This window comes from Nonomuraea aridisoli (genome assembly GCF_003236395.1).
GTDB classification, from domain to species: domain Bacteria; phylum Actinomycetota; class Actinomycetes; order Streptosporangiales; family Streptosporangiaceae; genus Nonomuraea; species Nonomuraea aridisoli.
Window position 1 is genome coordinate 14,681 of record NZ_POUD01000077.1, and the last position, 18,932, is coordinate 33,612.

Below are 18,932 nucleotides of genomic sequence, written 5' to 3' on the forward strand. Positions count from 1 at the left end.
CATATACATGGGACGAAAGGACGCCAGTGGAGGCGCACGAAGAGCGGAAGCCGCCACGACGCGGGCGCGGACGACGGCCGGCGGCCGAGGTACGCGCGGACATCCTCGCGGCGACGGCCGCGCTGCTGCTCGACGAGGGCATGGGCGGGGTCACGATCGAGCGGGTCGCCGAGCTGGCCGGGGCGAGCAAGACGACGATCTACAAGTGGTGGCCGTCCAAGGGCGCCCTGGCCCTGGACGGCTACTTCCACGCCGTCGAGTCGGCCCTGGCCTTCGAGGACACCGGCGACATCGAGGCCGACCTGACCGCCCAGCTCCGCGCGCTGGCCCGGCTCCTCAGCGACACCCCGGCCGGCCGGGTCATCGCCGGCATCATCGGCCAGGCGCAGACCGACCCCGACCTCGCCGACGAGCTGCTCCGGCACTATTCGCGGCCGCGGCGCGACCTCGCCGTGGAGGCGATGCGCCGCGCCCAGGCCCGCGGCCAGCTCCGTACCGACATCGACCTCGACACGGTGGCCGACCAGCTCTGGGGCCCCTTCTACCACCGCCTCCTGCTCTTCCCCGACCTCCCCATCACCGACGAGTTCGCCACCACCCTCACCCGCAACCTCCTCACCGGCATCCGCCCGTGACGACACCGGCTCCCTCCGCGATGACGTCTCTCATGGTCGGCCGGCCGTAGGGCCTCCTCCAGGAGGACCTTCCTGGCGCAGTCGAGGCAGGCCGCCATCTCGCGGTCGGAAGGCTTGCCGGCCGGCTTCGCCGACCCATCCGCCGACCACCATGACGAGCGTCGCGACGATGGCCGGCGGCGGCTCGACCGGCACGGCACCGCTCACGGCCCAGAACCCGTCGCCCACGGCACCGTAGTGAGGTCGTGGTGACTCGGGAGGAATGACCGGTCAGCGGATCGGGTGGACGTGCTGGGCGAGGGTCTCGGGGGAGATCGGGTGGATGGCCCGGGCGGCTGACAGGAGGGTCCGCTCGCCGGCGCGGTGGCTTTCCAGTTGGATCAGCGCGCCGGCGGCGCGGGTGAAGACCGCGATGCGACCGTTGCGGCCGGAGCGGACCCAGTGGTGCTCGGAGGCCGCCCGGCAGTGGCCGCCGCTGTACGCCCACGACTCCAGGTGGTACGGCCGGGCGCACGCCTGACCGGCGGTCCCCGCCGCGTCCCGGCGCACGATCACCTGCACGGCCGGGAGGCTGCCGTCCGCCTCCGCTCCAGGCCGCCGGTACTCCATGTCGAGCACCGGCTCATGCCCCCCGCCGACCGACGGCCAGGAAACCGAGTGCAGTCGGTGCCCGGGCACGTCGGGCGCCACCAGCGGTACGCCGACACGTTCGAAGGCGCGTGCCAGGTGCCAGCGCCAGGCGGGTTCCTCCAGGGGGACGGCCAGCGCGCAGACGAGGGCGATCAGGCCGAGCCACGTCCACCACCGGGTCGCGGCGGCCGCGGCGAACGCCGTCACGGCCGACACCACGTGCACCACTCCGAGCAGCGACCGGTCGAAGTCGTAGAAGGAGGTCTCGGGCGTGATCCCCCACAGGGCTCCGCCGAGGAAGAGCGTGGCGAGGCAACCGGCGAGCGCGACGAGAGGCCAGCGCGGCAACCGGGCTACGGCCGCGAGGCCCGCCCCGAGCAGGAAGAGCGCCGCCGTCATGGGCATCGAATAGGGGCCGTCCACTCCGGAGTGCCCGTCCCAGGGCGGGCTCACCGCCCAGATGCCGGCCTGTACGCCTCCGGCCGCCAGGCCGACGAGTGCTCCTCTGCCCACCTCACCCATATGGGCCATGATTCTGCATCCCGTACGATTCCGGCGGAAGGGGGAACGGGATGGGGTTGGAGGTCGAGAGTCGGGGGTCGGACTCGCCGTTCATCGAGCGGGTGTGGCGGAGCCGGAGTCACGGGGTCGGGCAGATGACGTCGGTGGCGGCGGCCACGTGGGACCTGGTGTTCTGGGAGCAGGGCGGCAAGGTGAGCGTGGCCGTGCAGGGGCCGGAGTCGAAGGCGAGCCCGGCGCCCGTTCCGGAGGAGGCGACGTTCTTCGGGATCAGCTTCGCGCTCGGCACGTCGATGCCGCACTTTCCGATCCTGGTCGACGTCTCCACCGAGATCCCCGGGGCGACGCGCAGGTCGTTCCACCTGAAGGGCTCGTCCTGGCATCTGCCCGGCTACGAGGACGCCGAGGAGTTCGTACGGCAGCTGGTCCGCGAGGACGTCATCGACCGTGACCCGGTGGTGGCCGCGGTGCTGGGCGGCGCGCCGCCGAAGGTGTCGGAGCGGACCGTCCAGCGGCGGTTCCTGGCGGCGACCGGGCTCACCCAGGGCGCCGTCCGGCAGATCGTCCGGGCCCGGCGGGCGGCGACGCTGATCCGCGCGGGCGCGCCGGTCCAGGACGTGGTCCACCGGCTCGGCTACTTCGACCAGCCCCACCTGGCGCGCTCACTCTCCCGGTACGTCGGCCGGACCGCCACGCAGCTGGCCGCCCCCGGCCCGGCCGAGCCGCTGTCGCTGTTCTGAACGGGACCGGCCCCGTTCGGCTTCTGAAGGGTCCCCGGCTCAGGGCGCATGGGACCGGCCCGTTCCGGCGTCTGGGCGGGCGGAACGGGCCGGTGCTCGGTGGGCGGGGGTGTCAGACGGCGAGCTCGACCTGGTACTCGCGCAGCCACGTGTCGAGCTGCAGGAACCGCTCCAGCGACGCCCTGATCGGCGAGGCGCCCGACACGCCGACGGGCCCCTCGACGATCGCGCGGACCTTGTCCCAGTCGATCAGCCGGGCGGCCGGCGAGTCGCCGTCGCGCAGCAGCGCCCCGGCCCGCTCACGCAGGACCCGGTCGTACGAGGGGTCCTGGGTGGCCGGGTACGGGCTCTTGACGCGCCGCAGGATCGACTCCGGCAGCAGGTCGGCGGAGGCGCCGCGCAGCAGGCTCTTCTCCCGCCCGTCGTACGTCTTGTACGCCCACGGCGCGTTGAAGACGTACTCCACCAGGCGGTGGTCGCAGAACGGCACGCGAACCTCCAGCCCGACGCGCATGCTCATGCGGTCCTTGCGGTCGAGCAGGATCTGCACGAACCGCGTCAGGTGCAGGTAGCTGACCTCGCGCATGCGCCGCTCGTGCCCGGTCTCGCCGGGCAGCCGCGGCACCTCGTCCAGCGCCTGCCGGTAGCGCTCGGCCCGGTAGCGCTCGAGGTCGATGCTGCGGGCCAGGTCGTCCCTGAGCAGTTGCTCGGCACCCGTGTGGTCCTCGAAGCCGCCGACGAGCCACGGGAAGGTGTCGGCCTCGACCGCCTCGCGGTCGTGGAACCACCGGTAGCCGCCGAACACCTCGTCGGCCGACTCCCCCGACAGCGCCACCGTGGAGTGCCCGCGGATGGCCTTGAACAGCAGGTAGAGCGAGGAGTCCATGTCGCCGATGCCCATCGGCAGGTCACGGGCGCGCAGCACCTCGGCGCGCACGGACGGATCCATCAGCTCGGCCGAGTCGAGCACGATGTCGGTGTGGTCGGAGCCGACGTGCTCGGCCAGCGCGTGCACGTACGGCGTGTCGGGCGTCGAGCGGGTGAGGTCGGGGTGGAAGTTCTCGGCGTACCCCGCGAAGTCGACGGCGAACGAACGCACGGTGCCGAGGCTCTGCTCGCGCAGGTCCTTCGCGGCCAGCGCGGTGACCATGCTGGAGTCCAGGCCGCCCGACAGCAGCGTGCACAGGGGCACGTCGCTGATGAGCTGGCGGGACATGATGTCGTCCAGCAGGCCGCGCACGTTCTTGACGGTCGAGTCGACGTCGTCCGGGTGCTCGTACGACTCCAGCCGCCAGTAACGCCGTTTGCGGATGCCTTCCCGGTCCACCCGGACGATCTGGCCGGGGCGCACCTCGTACATGCCCTGGAAGACGGCGTGCTCGGGTGTCTTGACGAACGCCAGCAGCTCGCACAGCCCCTCGGCGTCGAGCACCCGCCGGGCGAGCGGGTTGGCGAGGATGGCCTTCGGCTCCGAGCCGAACAGCACGCCGTGCGGCGTCGGGTAGTAGTACAGCGGTTTGATGCCCATGCGGTCGCGGATGAGGAACAGCTCCTCGGTCCTGGCGTCCCAGACGGCGAAGGCGAACATGCCGTTGAGGTGCTCGGCGACGTCCTGGCCCCATTCCAGGTACGCGCGCAGCAGGACCTCGGTGTCGCTGTGGGTGCGGAAGCGGTGACCGCGGGCGGACAGTTCCGAGCGTAGCTCCAGGAAGTTGTACACCTCGCCGCTGTAGGCGAGCACGGCGGGCTCGCGGCCCTCGTCCGCGGCGACCATGGGCTGCCGGCCGCCGGCGAGGTCGATGATGGCGAGCCTGCGGTGTCCGATGGCGGCGTGCTGCGCCAGCCACAGCCCCTGGTCGTCGGGACCGCGGCACGCCATCGTGTCCGTCATCGCCTGTGCGGTCTCGCGGGCCCCCCGCAGGTCCCTTTCGAAATCGACCCATCCACATATGCCACACATGTTCTGGTCCCCCCAGATTCCGGAGGTACCAAGCCATGCCCGGTTTTGGTGGTTTGTCCCAAAATATCCAGAAATGTGACGTATGTCGCTATCGCTGCGACCGGCGCCAGGCCGCGAACCGGCGTACGTACTCCCTGCCCGCCAGGACGAACGCCAGCGACTCCTGCCCCAGCAGCAGCCCCGTGCAGAGCAGCGCCCACCAGAACTGCCACGCGAGCGGCCCCATCGCCACCCCCGCCACCGCCCATTCCAGCACCACCACGACGACCGGCAGCAGGAAGAACGCGAACCAGGCGAGCACGCCCAGCGACCCGGCCAGCCACACCCAGCGGAACCACCGCGCGGCCCGGACGTCGGCCGGCGAGGCCGCGTCCAGCTCGGCGGCCTGCTCCGGGGTCAGCCGCCCGAACGCCCGGCGCAGCATGAGCGACTTGACCTCCCACAGGTTCCGGCAGCCCAGCGCGTTGACCATGACGGCGTACAGGTCGGTGCGCAGGAAGACCATGCACTGCCACAGGAACCCGGTCAGCTTGACGAACACCCACACGGCGAGCGTGGCGTCCACCGTCTCCGGTGGCGACCACGCACCGGTGTGGATGAGCAGCCGCAGGCCGAGCAGCACGGCGAGCACCACGGCGTCGATCGCCATGCCGCCGAGCAGCGGCCCGTACCGCTGCCGGCGCGGCACCGCCCACACCTGCGTGAGGTCGGTCTCGAAGACGAGCAGCATGAGCCTGCGGTCGACGCCGAACCGCGACCGGATGCCGATCGCCCGCGCCGCCAGCCAGTGCCCGCACTCGTGCAGGGCCATGGAGACCATGGAGAACGGCATCAGCAGCACGGCGCTCAGGCCGATGTCGCCGAACGCGAACGCGTCCTCGGCCGGTCGGGGGAACAACTCGGGCGAGGTGACGAAGACGGCGACGCTGAAGACGGCGCAGGCCGCGTAGCAGATCCAGGCCACGGGGCCGAAGAACGGCCGGATGACCTCCTGCCGCACGCCGGCCAGCCACCGCCGCGCCTGGATCGGCGCGGTGCGGACGGCCTCAAGCTCTTCGGGGGCGCCGTCGTCCACGAAGCCGAGCTCCCGCAGGGTCTCCACGAACGACGGGATGTCGACCGGCTCCCCGGCGACCGCCTCCGCCTCCGCGGCGGTCTCCTCCAGCGTCGCCCCGCGCAGCAGCGCGTTGATCACGACCCCGCCCACGGCCGGGATGGTGACGAAGACCCCGGTCTCGGGGTCGCCGACCAGGACCTCGTCGTCGTTCTCCGGGACCACGCTGAGCGGGCGCAGCCGTACGGTCGTCGTCTCGGGGACGCTCACACCGGCCTCACAGGGGCCAGCGCGCACGCCGGGCACTCGGGGTCGCGCGGGAACGGCTCCCAGACCGGCACCAGCCCGGTCCGCAGGTCGAGCATGACGCGCGCGCCGGCGGCGCGGGGCGGCTCGAATCCGGTCAGGTAACGCAGCGCCTCGTACGCGATGAGCGAGCCCATCTGCATGGCGATCGGGCCGATGAGGGCGTTGTTGAGACGCAGCCCGCGGGTGAGCCGCTGGGCCACGCCCGCCGAGGTGGGCTCGCCGGGGTCGGGCCGGTCGGACTCGTCGCACAGCAGGCACGGGCTCCTGCCGGGATCGACGGAGCAGTACATCAGCTGGGTGCGTTGCATGCCGCCGCTCACGAGGGGCACGCCGGCCCGCAGCGCCGCCTCGTTCACCCACAGGTGGGCCTCGGGCTCGCCGTCGAGGCCGCCCGCGATCAGGTCGACGTCGGCCGTCAGGTCCTTCAGGTCCTCGGGGCCGGCGATCCAGCGGTCGACGGCGCGCACCTCGATCGTGGGGTCGTACTCGCGCACCCATTCGGCGGCGCGATCCACCTTCGAGCGGCCGATGTCCTGGTGCCGGTAGAGGAACTGGCGGGCGAAGTTGCGCGGCGCCACGTCGTCGCGGTCCACCAGCGTCATCGCGCCGACGCCGAGCCCCGCCAGGCACTGCACGATGGACGAGCCGGCCCCTCCCGCGCCGAGGACGAGCACGTGCGACTCACGCAGCCGCCGCACGTAACCGGCCCGCGAGCGGCCGAGGCCGGCGAAACTGCCGAAGAAGGTGAGGGTGGAGAAGTGGCGCTCGTCGGCGACGGGGTCGCCGAGGTCGCGTTCGCCGGCCTCCTCGAGCAGGCCGAGCGAGTCGAGCCCGGCCAACCCCTCGGCCACGTCGGCCTCGCTCGCCTCCAACCCGCGCGCGGCCAGGGCGGCGGCGAGCTCCGCGGCCGTGCGGGGCCCGGCGGACAGCTCGGTCAGCAGCGCCGCGATCCGCCCGTCGGGGTCGGCCAGCGTGAGCGCCTCACGAGGGTCGTAGATCACGACCAGGTCGTCGCCGAGCGGCTCCCAGGCGCATTCCTTCAGGACCACACGCATCAGGGTCTCCCCATCGAAGGGGCGGGGACGGCGGTCGCCGCCCCCGCCACGAGGACTGCTTGACTACGCGTCCCTCACGGTGGCCTTGACGGCCTCGACCTTGCGGACCTCGATCTTCATGACAATCCTCCTCTCACCCGAGCAACCGAGCACTGCGACCATGGTGCGCGGAGGCGCCACACAACCCCCATAAATCCGCCATACGGGCGATCTGGCGCGAGCGACCACCCCCCGAAACATGGCCGTGATAGACCGGTCGTGATGCCAGTGATCTTGCGTCGGCGGGCGCGCGGGCCTCGGCGCCCGGAGAGCCCGCCGCGTGCCGGGGCGCGTCGCGGGGAGTCACCGCGGGGCGCGACCGAACACAGGAGGTTCCGCGGTGACCGATCTGCCCCGTCCGGACTTCTCGATCCTCGGCCCGGTCCAGGTGCGCGGGAAAGGCGGCCCCGTACGGCTGAGCGGCAAGTCCCGCGCGCTGCTCGGCACGCTCCTGCTGCACCTCAACACGCCGATCTCCCGGGACCGGCTGATCTCTGCCCTGTGGGACGAACCCCCCTCGTCGGCCGTGGCCAACCTCCAGACGTACGTCTCGCAGTTACGCCGGGCCCTGTCGGGCATCGCCTCCCTGCACACCCAGGGGTCGGGCTACCTGCTCCCCCTCGAACCCGACCGGCTGGACCTGCTGGTCTTCGACGACGCCGTGCAGCGGGCCCGCCGCGAGGCCGGGAACGGCGACCTGGCCGCCGCAGACCGCTGGTTCGGCCGGGCGCTGTCGTTGTGGCGCGGCAGGCCGGCCGAGGACGCCCCGCTGGGCAGCACCATGACCGCGCGTCTCGCCGAGTTGGAGGAGAAGCTGGCGCAGGCGCGGGCCGACTGGATCGACGTCCGTCTCGCCCTGGGCGACCACGACCGCCTGACCGGCGAGCTGCGTGGCGTCGTCGCGGCCCACCCCCTGCGGGAGCGGGCCGGGGCCCAGCTCATGCTCGCGCTCTACCGGGCCGGACGCCGGGCGGAGGCGCTCGACGTCTACCGCGGGGCGCGTTCGGTGCTGGTGGCCGAGCTGGGCATCGAGCCCGGCCCCGAGCTGACCGAGCTGCACGCCGCGATCCTGCGCGACGACCCGTCGCTCAACCGCCCCGCCGTCCGCGAGCCCGTCCGTTGGACGCCGGTCTGCCAGCTCCCGCCGGACATCGGCGACTTCGTGGGCAGGGACCGGGAGCTGGAGTCGCTGGGCGCGGTCATGTCCGGCGACTCCTCCGGCGCGCCGGTCATCGCGACCGTGCACGGCACGCCGGGCGTCGGCAAGAGCACCCTCGCCGTCCACCTCGCCCACCGGCTGCGGCCGCGGTTCCCCGACGGGCAGCTGTTCCTGCGGCTGGCGGGCGCCTCGCCAACCCCCCGCGACCCGGGCGACCTGCTGGCGGAGCTGCTGCGGGCGCTGCACGTGGACGGCGCGTCGATCCCCGAGTCGTGCGACGAGCGCGCCGCGCTCTACCGCTCGCGGCTGGCCGACCGCGCGGTCCTGCTGCTCCTCGACGACGCGGCCGACGAGGAGCAGGTACGTCCGCTGCTCCCCGGAACCCCGCACAGCGCCGTTCTGATCACCTCGCGCACGCGTCTCATGCTGGAGGGAGCCACGGCCGTCTCGCTCGAACCGCCGCCCGGAACGCACGCCCGCGAGCTGCTCGCCCGGATGGCCGGACGGTCCCGGCTCGACCACGACCCGGAGGCCGCCCAGGCGATTCTGGCGGCCTGCGGACGGCTGCCGCTGGCCATCAGGATCGCCGGCGCCCGGCTCGCCGCCCGCCCGTCGTGGCCGCTGCGCGACCTCGCCGCCCGCCTGGAGGACACCAGGAAGCGCCTGGACGAACTGGCCCTCGGCCAGCTGAGCGTGCGGGCGAACTTCGCGGTCGGCTACGCGGCGCTCCCGCCGGCCGCCCAGCGGGCCTTCCGGCTGCTGGGCCTGGCCGGTTTCGAGAGCGCGGCCGAGTGGGCGGTGGCGGCGCTGCTGGGCGAGCCCGCGGGCCACGCCGACGCGGCGATCGAGGCCCTCGTGATGGCCGGGCTGCTCATGCCGCGCGAGACCGACGCGGCCGGCCAGCCCAGGTATGGCATGCACGACCTGCTGCGCGTGTACGCCCGCGACCGCGCCGAGGTGGAGGAGAGCGAGCAGCAGCGCCACGCGGCGCTCTCCGGGCTGGTCGCCGAATGCCTGGCGCGGACCCGGGCCGCGGTGCGCGACCTGCCCCGGCCGTTCGCGCCTCCGCCGCCGTACGCGCCCGCCCAGCGGGAGGTGGGGTACGAGTGGCTCGCCGCCGAGCGCCGCAACCTCGTCGCGACCGTGGCCCTGGCGGTCGAGCTGTCGTGCACGGCGGACGCGGCGCAGCTCGCCTACCACCTCACGTCGTACCTCGCCGCCCACCACTACTACGACGACGTCGTAAGCGTCCAGCGGGCCGTCATGACGCTCGGCGACCCGGACGAGGTGATGAGGGCCCGGCTCATCCTGGCGAACACCGACGTCGACCTCGGCCGGTTCCACACCGCGCTGGCCGAGTTCGAGGCGCTGCACCGCCACTTCACCCGGACCGGGGACCGGCACGCGGCGACGTACGCGATGACCGGCCGGGGCGTGTGCCGGCACGTCCTGAGCGACCACCAGGCGGCGCTAACCGACCTGACCGCGGCGGTGCGGCTCTTCCAGGAGCTGGGCGACGACGGCGGGGCCCTGCACGCGCTGCTCGACCTCTCGGCCGTGCACGAGGAGGTCGGCCGGTACGACGACGCGATCGAGGTCTGCCATCGCGGGCTGGAGCTGACCTCCGGCGGCCGCAACCGCCTCGACCGCTCCCGCCTGCTGCGCGGCCTCGGCATCGCCTGCTATGAGAAGGGCCGGGTGGAGGAGGCCGTCCGCTACTACGAGGAGAGCCTGCGCCTGACCCGCGAGCTCGACTACGACGGCGGCGAGCCGAAGACGCTGCGCCGGCTCGCGGAGGCGTACGGGGCGCTGGGCAGGTACGCCGAGGCCACCCGCGTGCTGGAGCAGTGCCTGAAGGAGTTCGAACGCTCGGGTAACGCGCTCGGCGAGGCCCTGACCACGTACGCCTTCGGCGAGCTGTGCCACCGGCAGGGCCGCATCCGCGAGGCTCTGTGCCACTTCACCCGCAGCGGCGAGCTGATCGGCCGGTTGGGGGCGTCGTTGTGGCGGGCGAGGGTGCTGCGCGAGATCGGCCGCGCGCACGCCGACCTGGGCGATCGGGACGCCGCCTCGGCCGCCTGGACGGAGGCGCTGGAGCTGTTCACGAGCCTGGGATCGGCGGAGGCCGTACAGGTCAGGGAGCTTCTCGAAAATAGCCCGAAATATCAGCCGAATCCCTTATATCGGCATTTGGGCGTTTAAGGGGCGCCGCCCGCATCGCCCGCCGGGGTCGCCCGCGAACTCTGACGCCGGCCACCGTAACGGGATATTCCACTGTCTCCCTACTGCGGGTAATACTCGCGGCGTACACTCCCGGTATGGCGATGGAGAAGACGTCGATCAGCATGGAAGCCTGGATCCTCAAGGCCGCCCGGGAACACGCCGAGGCGCGCGGCATGAGCCTGTCGGCGTTCCTGGCGCGCGGCGCCCTGCGGGAGATCGCCGCCGCCCACTCCCCGGCCGCGCGCGCCGCGGTCTACGGCGCCGGCGCCGCCCAGGAGGCCGACGAGCGGATCGTCACCGAGGACGTCGCGCGGGCCTCCGACGAGCACCACGGCGAGGCCGCGTGACCCACCGCTTCGGCGAGCTCTGGTCCGTCCAGCTCGGCGACCGCGACGAGGTCCGGCTGGTCGTGTCCGGCGACTTCTACCACACCCTCTACGGCGACAACGTGCTCACCGCGCACGTCGAGCCCATCGACATGGCGCGCGCCCTGACGGCGTTCGCGGTCGACGTCGGCGAGGACCGCGCCGCCATGGTCGACCGCATCAGCACCGTGGCCGCCACCCGGCTCAAGTCCAAGGTCGGCGACCTCCCCGACGACCGGCTCGCCGCCGTACGCGGCATGATCGCCACCATCTTCGGCACCGCGGGCTGACCCGGGATCGCCGTCAGAGCAGCCGCACCAGGCTCGGGCCCACGTTGATCATGCCGTGCACGACGAGGATCGGCCACATCATGCGGTACTTGCTCCAGAGGTAGCCGAGGAAGAGCCCCTGGACCGCCTGGTTGACGAATACGGAGGCCAGGTCGCGGGTGAGGTCGCCGGTGCCCATGATGCCGACGTGCCAGGCGCCGAAGAGCAGCGAGACGAGCACGACGGCGGGCCATCGGCCGAGGATCCGCTCCCACCGGGTCTGCAGCCAGCGCCGGTAGAAGACCTCCTCCAGCAGGGCGTTGACGGCGAACACGACGACGACCGCGGCCAGCGCGCAGGCCAGGCTCGTGCCGGCCCAGGACGAACCGGGCGGGACGGCCGTCGGCCCGGCGTAGGAGAGCGACAACCAGACGGCCACCGGCGCGACCGGCCCGTAGCGGCGCCAGGCCGCGGCGTCCGGCGCCCCGAGCCGCACTCCGCGGGTCACCCGGAACAGCACCAGCGGCACCGCCAGCAGCAGGAGCAGCTTGAGTGCGGTGTGCGCCGGTTCGCCCCCGCCCACCAGCCGCAGCGTCACCGCGAAGAGCACCCCCGCGGCCAGCATGACGCCCGCCTGGACGCGGAGGGCCCGCCCCGGCGGCTCGTGCGCCTCGGGAGGCGTCGTCGCCGGCACCAGCCGGGCGACGAGCAGGCCGGCCGCGACGGGGACCCAGCGGTGCCACATCGGAACGGTGCCGTCGTGGTCGGCGGAGTGGCGGATGCCGGTGGCGTCGTTCAGCACGAGCCAGACGGCCGACCCGGCGATGAGCAGCAGCCCGCCGATCAGCGTGGTCCGCGGTAACGCATTATTTCGCACAACCGTACTGTAACCGAGACCGTACAGTTGTGCTGTAATAGCTCGCGTGCCGAAGATCGTGGACCATGAGCGACGCCGGGAGGAGCTCGCCCGCGTCGTGTGGGAGGTCATCAGCCGGGAGGGCATCGAGGGCGCGACGGTGCGCAAGGTCGCCGAGGCGGCAGGCGTGTCGGTCGGCGGGCTGCGCCACTACTTCGACAGCCAGCGCGGCCTGCTCGTCTTCGCGGCCCACGCGGTCGGCAGGAGCGTCGGCGCGCGCGTCGCCGGCCTCCTGGAGGCCGACCTGCCGGGCACGGAGCGCGGCAGGCGACTGCTCGAAGAGCTCCTGCCCCTCGACGACGACCGCCGCGTCGAGGTCGAGGTCTGGCTGGCCTGCCTGGTCCGGTCGCATGTGGACGAGTCGCTGGCCGAGCTGCGCGCCGCCGCGTGGACGGGCGAGCGGCACATCTGCCGCCTCGCCATCGCCTCACACCTCGGCCTGCCGCTTCCCGCGCACGTGGGCGCGGAGCTGCCCGCCGATCCGGAACGGCGGGCGGCCCGGTTGCACGTCTTCATGGACGGCCTCACCCTGCAGACCGCGACATATCCGGAGACGTTCTCCCCGGACGCCATCCGCGAGACCGTCCTCGACGCGCTGCACCACCTGTCCGGATCGCCACGCGCCTAGCGGCGGGCGGCGGTCGCCGGGGTCAGGCGGGCTGGGCGGCCGCCGCGCGCGCGGCCATCCGGCGTTCGAACCACACCGAGGTGAACGGCGGCACGGCGCAGGCCAGGCCGAGCACGACCGTGCCCCGGCTCCAGCCGGCCTCCCTGGCGCAGAGCACCACCCCGAGCGCGTAGAGCACGAACAGCGCCCCGTGGATCGGGCCGAACACCTTCACGCCGAGCTCACCGGTCTCGGTCACGTACTTGAAGAACATCCCGACCAGCAGCCCTGCCCACGAGCAGGCCTCGGCCACCGCGACGACCCGGAACCAGCGCAGCACGATCCATCCTCTCACCCGGCACTCGCGCATACTCTACAAGCCGTAGAGCAAGGCCCGCGCCACCGTCTCAGCGACCGGGGCGGGTCACGAGGACGCCGTCGTCGTCGCCGAACAACTCGGCGCCCGGGTGGAACAGGGCGCCGCCGAAGGTGACCGGGACGTCACGCTCGCCGGTGCCCTGCTTGGCGCTCTTCCTCGGGTTGGAGCCCAGCGCCTTCACGCCGAGGTCCAGCTCGCGCAGCAGGGCGACGTCGCGTACGGCGCCGTTGATCACCACGCCGGCCCAGCCGTTGGCGACCGCCATGCCGGCGATGACGTCGCCCATCAGGGCGGTGCGCAGCGAACCGCCGCCGTCCACCACCAGGACGCGACCCTCGCCCGGCTCGGCCAGGACGGACCTGAGCAGCGCGTTGTCCTCGCGGCAACGGACGGTCGCCACCCGCCCGGCGAACGCGCGGCGGCCGCCGTACTGGCGCAGTTGCAGGTCGCACGAGTGGAACTGGTCGCCGCGCTCGTCGTACAGGTCCGCGGTGGCGATGGTCATGGTGACACCTTCTCAACGGATCACCCGGACGGGCAATGTCACCGCGCCACGATGCCCGCTGGGCCGATTCGAGCCCGCCGCCCGTCACGCTCGGTCACAATGAGGATCTTCAGCGCGACCGCTGGGGGACGGCTTGGGGCTCCGGGTCCGACCGGCCGTGTCAAGAACATCGACAAGGGGAACGAGCATTCTCATGACGCCCCCCGTACCGGAGACCGGTCACGTCCCTCTGAAGCGGGCGATCGGTCCGAAGCTTCTCATTCTCTTCATCGTCGGCGACATCCTCGGCACCGGCGTCTACGCGCTCACGGGGTCCGTGGCCGGGCAGGTCGGCGGCGCACTGTGGTTGCCGTTCCTGATCGGGTTCGTGATCGCCGCGCTGACCGCGATGTCGTACGTCGAGCTGGTCACGAAGTACCCGAAGGCGGCCGGTGCGGCGTTGTACACGCAGCGCGCCTTCAACAAGCCGTTCTTCACCTTCATGGTGGCGTTCACGGTGATGTGCTCCGGGCTCACCTCGGCCAGCGCGGCCGCCCGGGCGATCGGCGGCGACTACCTGGAGGCGTTCGTCTCGGTGCCCGGCGTGGTGGTGGGCATCATCTTCATCGTCGCCGTCGCGGCGCTGAACTACCGGGGCGTCTCCGAGTCGGTCAAGACCAACATCGTGTTCACCCTGATCGAGCTCACCGGCCTGCTGGTGATCATCGCGATCGGCGTCTACGCCGTCTTCACCGGCGCCGGGGAGCCGTCCCGGCTGGCCGAGATCGACGTCGAGGGGGCGGGCGGCCTGATGTACGCCCTGCTCGGCAGCACGGCGCTGGCCTTCTTCGCGTTCGTCGGGTTCGAGGACTCGGTGAACATGGCCGAGGAGACCCAGGACCCCTCGCGCAACTTCCCCCGCGCGATCTTCCTGGGCGTGGCGATCACCAGCACCGTCTACATCCTCGTGGCCATCACCTCCTCGCTGCTGGTCCCGACGCACGTGCTGGAGGGGTCGTCGGGCCCGCTGCTCGAAGTGGTGAAGGCGGGCGGGCTCAACTTCCCGCCGCAGCTCTTCGCCGCGATCGCCATCTTCGCCGTGGCCAACTCGGCGCTGATCAACATGATGATGGCCTCCCGGCTCGTGTACGGCCTGGCCAACGAGCGGGTCGTGCCGAGCGGCCTCGGCTGGGTCGACCCGCGCCGCCGCACCCCGGTGGTCGGCATCCTGTTCACCACGGCGCTCGCCATCGCGCTGATCTCGACCGGCGAGATCCGGGGGCTCGGCGACACCACGGCGTTCCTGCTGCTGTGCGTGTTCACGGTGGTCAACGTGGCCGTGCTCGTGCTGCGCAAGGACCAGGTGGAGCACAAGCACTACCGGGCGCCCACCGCGCTCCCGGTGATCGGCGCGGTGCTGGCGTTGGTGCTGGCCAGCCCGCTGACCGGGCGTCCCGCCGAGGTGTACATCCGCGCCGGGGTGCTGCTGCTCATCGGGCTGGCGCTGTGGGTGATCAACTGGCTGGCGCTGCGCTACCAGGCGCGCAGGGCCACTCCGGCCGGGTGATCAGGGTGCGCCGATCGCGGCCAGGGCCTCGCGACAGCGCCGCACCAGGTCCTCGTCCGCGCTGCGGGTCTTTGCGGCGGGTGAGCCGGCGCAGGCGCGTCAGCTGGGGTTTCGTGGCCTGGCCGACGCCCGCCAGGAGTTCGGCCGCGTCGCGCCAGGCGTGCCGGTCGTCGTCGTCGAGGTATCGGCCGGCGACGGCGAGCGCCGGCTCGGCGTCCCCGGCGATCTCCCAGAGCGCGCTCGCGGCCGTCACCGCGGTCCTCCGGTCGGCGGCGCCGGCCGCCACGCGCAGGGCGTCCACGACCTCCCCTTCCGTGGCCGCGATCTTGCCGAGCGCCCTGATCACCGCATGGGTGTGGGGACCGGCGAGCAGGACGGGCAGGGCCTCGGCGGCGGCGGGACCGATGGCGGCCAGCGCGTACGCGACGTCGTCACGGCGATCATCGAACCGGTCACCGGCGGGCAGGTCGCGCAGGCGCGCGATCAGCAGGGGCAGCAGCGGCGCGGCCCGCGTCCCCAGCGAGACCGCACACGAGGTCGCGTGGTTCGGCATCGGCTCGTGGTCGAGCGCCCAGGCCACCATCGGGAGCGCGCGCGGGTCGCCCGCCCGCGCGAGCACCCGCACCCCGGGAGAGACGGTCGGCGGGCCGCTCGCCCACTCGATCACCCACGGCAGATCCGTCCCGTCCGCCTCGGTGTGCGGCACAGCGCGCCGGGGCGTGCTCTCCAGGGCCTCGGCCAGCGCGTCGACCGCCGGAAGGGCCACCTCGCCCAGGTCCTCCAGCATGCGGACCGTCGCCGGGCGCGTGCGCGGATGTCCGTCGCGGATGCGCTCGCCGACCACGCCGACCAGCTCGCGGTAGTCGCCGCGCCACCCGGAGACGAGGTGGTCCGCCACCGGCAGGGCGTCGGCGTGGCACTCCCACTCGGGTGACCGCAGCAGGCCCGTCAGCAGGCGTACGCGCTCGGCCACCCGGTCGCCGTACGACCTGCTCAGGCCGCGTACGAGATCGGCCGCCTCCGGCGCGCGCCGACACTGAGCGGCCTGCTCGCATGAGCGGCGCACGGCCCCGGCCGGGGTGGCGGTCTCGAAGGCGGCGGGTTCCGTGACCGGCGTGCCCGTCCGGTAGACGGCGGCGAGCAGGTCGAGGGCGTCGTCCGCGCCCATCACGTCGGAAACGCCGGGCAGGGAGGTGAGCTCGGTCAGCGCCACCAGGCGCAGCCGCACGCCGGGCTCGGCGGCGGCCACGCCCGCCAGCCAGTCGCGCGGCTCCTGGCCGGGGTCGCCCTCGGCGCGGGCCAGCGTGCCCACCGTGCGGACGATGGCGGTCCGTACGGACTCGTCGGGCTCGTGCGGCAGGCGGGCGGTCAGGAGGGTGAGCGCCGCGCGCCCGCGGCGCGTGCAGGCGGGCAGCACTTCGGTGACGGCCTCGCGCACCCGCGGGTCGGCGTCCTCCAGCAGCTTCTCCCACAGCGGGTACGCCGCCCCGACCGCCTGGTTGGCCTTCCGGTACGCCCCTTCCAGCTCGGTGGGATCCTCGGCCGAGCCGATCCCCGCCAGCAGCCGCACGACTTCGGCACGGCCCGGCACCCCGGGGTCGGCGGCGATGCGCAGCAGGAACGGGATCGCCGCGACCGTGCACGGGTAGACGTCGCCCTGGTGGTGCACCGTGCCGTACATGCCGTCGAGCGCGGTCTCGCGGACGGCCGGGTCGGGATCGGCGAGGCCGCGCAGCAGGCCGGGCACGTCGGCGGCCGGCCCGTAGGCGTGGCGCATGCGCGCCCAGCGGATGTCGTCCAGGCCGGCGAAGATCTCCTCTGCCATGGGCCGACATCCTGCCAGAGGTCAGCGGCCGAGCAGCTCGTCGATCTGGCGCAGCTGGGCCTCGTCGAGCGGGCCGTGCTGGAGCGCGCCGGCGTTCTGCTCGGCCTGGGCGACGGTCCGGATGCCGGGGATCGGCACCGTGCGCTCGCTGCGGGCCAGCAGCCAGGCCAGGGCGCCCTGGGCGAGGGTGCGGCCGCCGGAGGTGAGCACGTCACGGATCGCGTCGAGCTTGGCGAGGAACTCAGGGGCCGGGCGGCCGTCCGCGAAGTACGTCATCCACTGCGGGGAGTCGCCGCGCACGTCGTCCATCGGCAGCCGCGTGTCAGGGCCGTACTTGCCCGACAGCAGCCCCATCGCCAGCGGCCCGCGGTTGACCGAGGCGAGGTCGTGGGCATCGCAGGCGGCCAGCATCTCCGGGGTGTCGTTCAGGACGTTGAGCTGGTGCTGCACGGCGGCGCAGTGCGGCCCCTTCGCGAACGCGGCCGCCCGCGCGGGGTCGTCGGTGCTCCAGCCGTACGAGCGGATCAGGCCCTCGGCGACGAGGTCCTCCAGCGCGGCGATCATGTCGTCCACCTGCTCCAGGGGCGCGTCGCCGACGTGCAGCTGGTAGAGGTCGACGCGGTCGGTGCCGAGCCGCTCCAGCGAGGCGCGGCACGCCTGCCGGATGTACGCCGGTGAGACGTCGTGCCCGGTGACGGTGCGGGTGGCCGGGTCGAAGACGTTGCCGAACTTGGTGGCGATCACCACCTCGTCACGCCGCCCGGCCAGCGCGCGGGCGAGCACCCGCTCGCTGTGGCCGGTGCCGTACACGTCGGCGGTGTCGAAGAACGTGACGCCGAGGTCGAGGGCGCGGTGCACGGCGGCGACAGACTCGTCGTCGTCCACCTCGCCCCAGCCCGCCGGCTTGCCTCCGGAGACGAACGGCCCGCCGATCGCCCACGCACCGAACCCGATCGGGCTCACGCGGATCCCACTACGTCCCAGAGTCCGGGTACTCATTGCGCTTCTCCTTCATATGTCGGACGGGAAAACCTTGTCAGCTGGAGCGGACTCCAGGTCAAGGTGCTGTTGCGCTGGCGCGTTGGTGAGGCGAACGTGGCCTGCCGCCCCCTCCTCAAATCGGTGACTTTTCGTAATCATGTCCTTGCGGAGTGCTAACACGCGGGAGGGCGATGTGCACCTGACCCCGCACGAGCAGGCGTCAAGGAGCTGATGGATTCCGGGCACGGCGTGCTCAGCCGCGACGAGGTGATGGGAGGTGTGCCCACCGACAAAACGCTCCAGACTTCGGACCCCACTAACCGGAGCAAGCGACTCGCCCACCTCGCCAGCTGATACACCCGCACACTCCTCCAACCCGCACCGGAGGCGCCATGCATCTGCACTACACCGAACCCCCGCTCTTCGACACGGCCATAGGAGACGGCGGCGCGGCGGCCCACGACGGCCGGCGTGCCCTGCGCATCGGCCTCGGCGGCCCCGTCGGCTCCGGCAAGACGGCCACCGTCGCCGCCCTGTGCCGCGAACTGCGCGACCTGCTCTCCATCGCCGTCGTGACCAACGACATCTACACCCGGGAGGACGCCGAGGCCCTGCTGCGGCAGGCCGTGCTGCCGCCCGAGCGGATCACGGCCGTCGAGACCGGCACCTGCCCGCACACCGCCATCCGGGACGACATCTCCGCCAACCTGGAGGCCGTCGAAGACCTCCAGGCCCGGCTCGACCCTCTCGACCTGGTCCTGATCGAGTCCGGCGGCGACAACCTGACCGCCACCTTCTCCCAGGGCCTCGTCGACCACCAGATCTTCATCATCGACGTGGCGGGCGGCGACGACATCCCACGCAAGGGCGGCCCCGGCCTGACCTCGGCCGACCTCCTGGTGATCAACAAAACCGACCTGGCCCCGTACGTCGGCGCGGACCTCGCCGTCATGGAACGCGACGCCTGTGCCGCACGCGGCACACTCCCCGTCATCCTCACCAGCGTCAGGGCCGAAGGCGGCATCCACCCCATCGCCGCCTGGGTACGCCGCCGCCTCGCCGAACGCCCCGTCCAGCGCCCCCACCGCCGAACCACGGCCCCAGCATGACGACCACCAGCCCCGGGAGGAGGCGAGCCATCACCTGAGTGAGAGCGCCTCCGGAGAAGCGGCGCGTCGGCGGTGGTGCGCTGTGCGCGTAATGGGGTGTCCAGGGT

The 18,932-nt window shown here is 72.7% G+C and carries 17 protein-coding genes; 8 read left to right on the forward strand and 9 right to left on the reverse strand.

Annotated elements, in window-relative coordinates; genetic code table 11:
* The first annotated feature begins 26 nt into the window (after positions 1-26).
* On the forward strand, positions 27-635 hold the full coding sequence (locus C1J01_RS19820) for a TetR/AcrR family transcriptional regulator (RefSeq protein ID WP_235854544.1): 609 nt from the start codon (positions 27-29) through the stop codon (positions 633-635).
* A 270-nt stretch (positions 636-905) separates the two neighbouring features.
* On the opposite strand, the gene C1J01_RS19825 is transcribed toward C1J01_RS19820, so the two are convergent.
* On the reverse strand, positions 906-1,787 hold the full coding sequence (locus tag C1J01_RS19825) for a hypothetical protein (RefSeq protein WP_111180470.1): 882 nt from the start codon (positions 1,785-1,787) through the stop codon (positions 906-908).
* A gap of 134 nt (positions 1,788-1,921) precedes the next feature.
* Here C1J01_RS19825 and C1J01_RS19830 point away from each other — a divergent pair, with 134 nt between their 5' ends.
* Positions 1,922-2,524 carry a helix-turn-helix domain-containing protein gene (locus C1J01_RS19830; RefSeq protein WP_220040000.1) on the forward strand — a complete coding sequence of 201 codons (603 nt, stop codon included), beginning with the start codon at positions 1,922-1,924 and terminating at the stop codon, positions 2,522-2,524.
* Positions 2,525-2,636: 112 nt separating this feature from the next.
* Here the strand turns inward: C1J01_RS19830 and asnB are convergent, their stop codons facing one another.
* The 3 genes from asnB to C1J01_RS19845 all read right to left on the reverse strand — a co-directional run bounded on the left by asnB (position 2,637) and on the right by C1J01_RS19845 (position 6,902).
* On the reverse strand, positions 2,637-4,484 hold the full coding sequence (asnB, locus tag C1J01_RS19835) for an asparagine synthase (glutamine-hydrolyzing) (protein WP_111180472.1): 1,848 nt from the start codon (positions 4,482-4,484) through the stop codon (positions 2,637-2,639).
* 88 nt (positions 4,485-4,572) lie between these two features.
* Entirely contained in the window at positions 4,573-5,808 is a 1,236-nt protein-coding gene (locus C1J01_RS19840; RefSeq protein WP_111180473.1) for a hypothetical protein, read from the reverse strand.
* On the reverse strand, positions 5,805-6,902 hold the full coding sequence (locus tag C1J01_RS19845; RefSeq protein ID WP_111180474.1) for a HesA/MoeB/ThiF family protein: 1,098 nt from the start codon (positions 6,900-6,902) through the stop codon (positions 5,805-5,807). The genes C1J01_RS19840 and C1J01_RS19845 overlap by 4 nt, the downstream gene beginning before the upstream one ends.
* Positions 6,903-7,281: 379 nt before the next feature.
* Here C1J01_RS19845 and C1J01_RS19850 point away from each other — a divergent pair, with 379 nt between their 5' ends.
* From C1J01_RS19850 to C1J01_RS19860, 3 genes are all read left to right on the forward strand, one after another.
* Positions 7,282-10,302 carry an AfsR/SARP family transcriptional regulator gene (locus tag C1J01_RS19850; RefSeq protein ID WP_181448861.1) on the forward strand — a complete coding sequence of 1,007 codons (3,021 nt, stop codon included), beginning with the start codon at positions 7,282-7,284 and terminating at the stop codon, positions 10,300-10,302.
* 116 nt (positions 10,303-10,418) lie between these two features.
* Complete coding sequence (locus tag C1J01_RS19855; protein ID WP_111180476.1) at positions 10,419-10,670, forward strand: hypothetical protein; 252 nt, start codon at positions 10,419-10,421, stop codon at positions 10,668-10,670.
* Positions 10,667-10,978 (forward strand): type II toxin-antitoxin system PemK/MazF family toxin, encoded by a 312-nt coding sequence (locus tag C1J01_RS19860; RefSeq protein WP_111180477.1) that lies wholly within the window; start codon positions 10,667-10,669, stop codon positions 10,976-10,978. The genes C1J01_RS19855 and C1J01_RS19860 overlap by 4 nt, the downstream gene beginning before the upstream one ends.
* Positions 10,979-10,991: 13 nt before the next feature.
* Here C1J01_RS19860 and C1J01_RS19865 read toward each other — a convergent pair whose 3' ends face one another.
* Complete coding sequence (locus C1J01_RS19865; RefSeq protein WP_235854545.1) at positions 10,992-11,834, reverse strand: CPBP family intramembrane glutamic endopeptidase; 843 nt, start codon at positions 11,832-11,834, stop codon at positions 10,992-10,994.
* A gap of 46 nt (positions 11,835-11,880) precedes the next feature.
* On the opposite strand from C1J01_RS19865, the gene C1J01_RS19870 reads away from it, so the two are divergent.
* Positions 11,881-12,501 carry a TetR/AcrR family transcriptional regulator gene (locus C1J01_RS19870; RefSeq protein WP_111180479.1) on the forward strand — a complete coding sequence of 207 codons (621 nt, stop codon included), beginning with the start codon at positions 11,881-11,883 and terminating at the stop codon, positions 12,499-12,501.
* A gap of 22 nt (positions 12,502-12,523) precedes the next feature.
* Here the strand turns inward: C1J01_RS19870 and C1J01_RS19875 are convergent, their stop codons facing one another.
* Both C1J01_RS19875 and rraA read right to left on the reverse strand, forming a co-directional pair.
* Complete coding sequence (locus C1J01_RS19875; RefSeq protein ID WP_235854546.1) at positions 12,524-12,820, reverse strand: DUF3817 domain-containing protein; 297 nt, start codon at positions 12,818-12,820, stop codon at positions 12,524-12,526.
* Positions 12,821-12,887: 67 nt separating this feature from the next.
* Positions 12,888-13,364 (reverse strand): ribonuclease E activity regulator RraA, encoded by a 477-nt coding sequence (gene rraA, locus C1J01_RS19880; RefSeq protein ID WP_111180481.1) that lies wholly within the window; start codon positions 13,362-13,364, stop codon positions 12,888-12,890.
* A gap of 193 nt (positions 13,365-13,557) precedes the next feature.
* On the opposite strand from rraA, the gene C1J01_RS19885 reads away from it, so the two are divergent.
* The gene (locus C1J01_RS19885; RefSeq protein WP_111180482.1) at positions 13,558-14,910 is read left to right on the forward strand and encodes an APC family permease; all 1,353 of its coding nucleotides are present in this window, start codon (positions 13,558-13,560) and stop codon (positions 14,908-14,910) included.
* Here C1J01_RS19885 and C1J01_RS19890 read toward each other — a convergent pair.
* Together C1J01_RS19890 and C1J01_RS19895 are read right to left on the reverse strand one after the other, a co-directional pair.
* Positions 14,858-16,735 (reverse strand): HEAT repeat domain-containing protein, encoded by a 1,878-nt coding sequence (locus C1J01_RS19890; RefSeq protein ID WP_111180483.1) that lies wholly within the window; start codon positions 16,733-16,735, stop codon positions 14,858-14,860. The genes C1J01_RS19885 and C1J01_RS19890 overlap by 53 nt on opposite strands.
* A gap of 21 nt (positions 16,736-16,756) precedes the next feature.
* A complete protein-coding gene (locus C1J01_RS19895; protein WP_111180484.1) occupies positions 16,757-17,734 on the reverse strand; it encodes an aldo/keto reductase in 978 nt (325 codons plus the stop codon).
* 374 nt (positions 17,735-18,108) lie between these two features.
* Between C1J01_RS19895 and ureG the strand changes: the two genes are divergently transcribed.
* Complete coding sequence (ureG, locus tag C1J01_RS19900; protein ID WP_111180485.1) at positions 18,109-18,825, forward strand: urease accessory protein UreG; 717 nt, start codon at positions 18,109-18,111, stop codon at positions 18,823-18,825.
* The last annotated feature ends 107 nt before the right edge of the window (positions 18,826-18,932 follow it).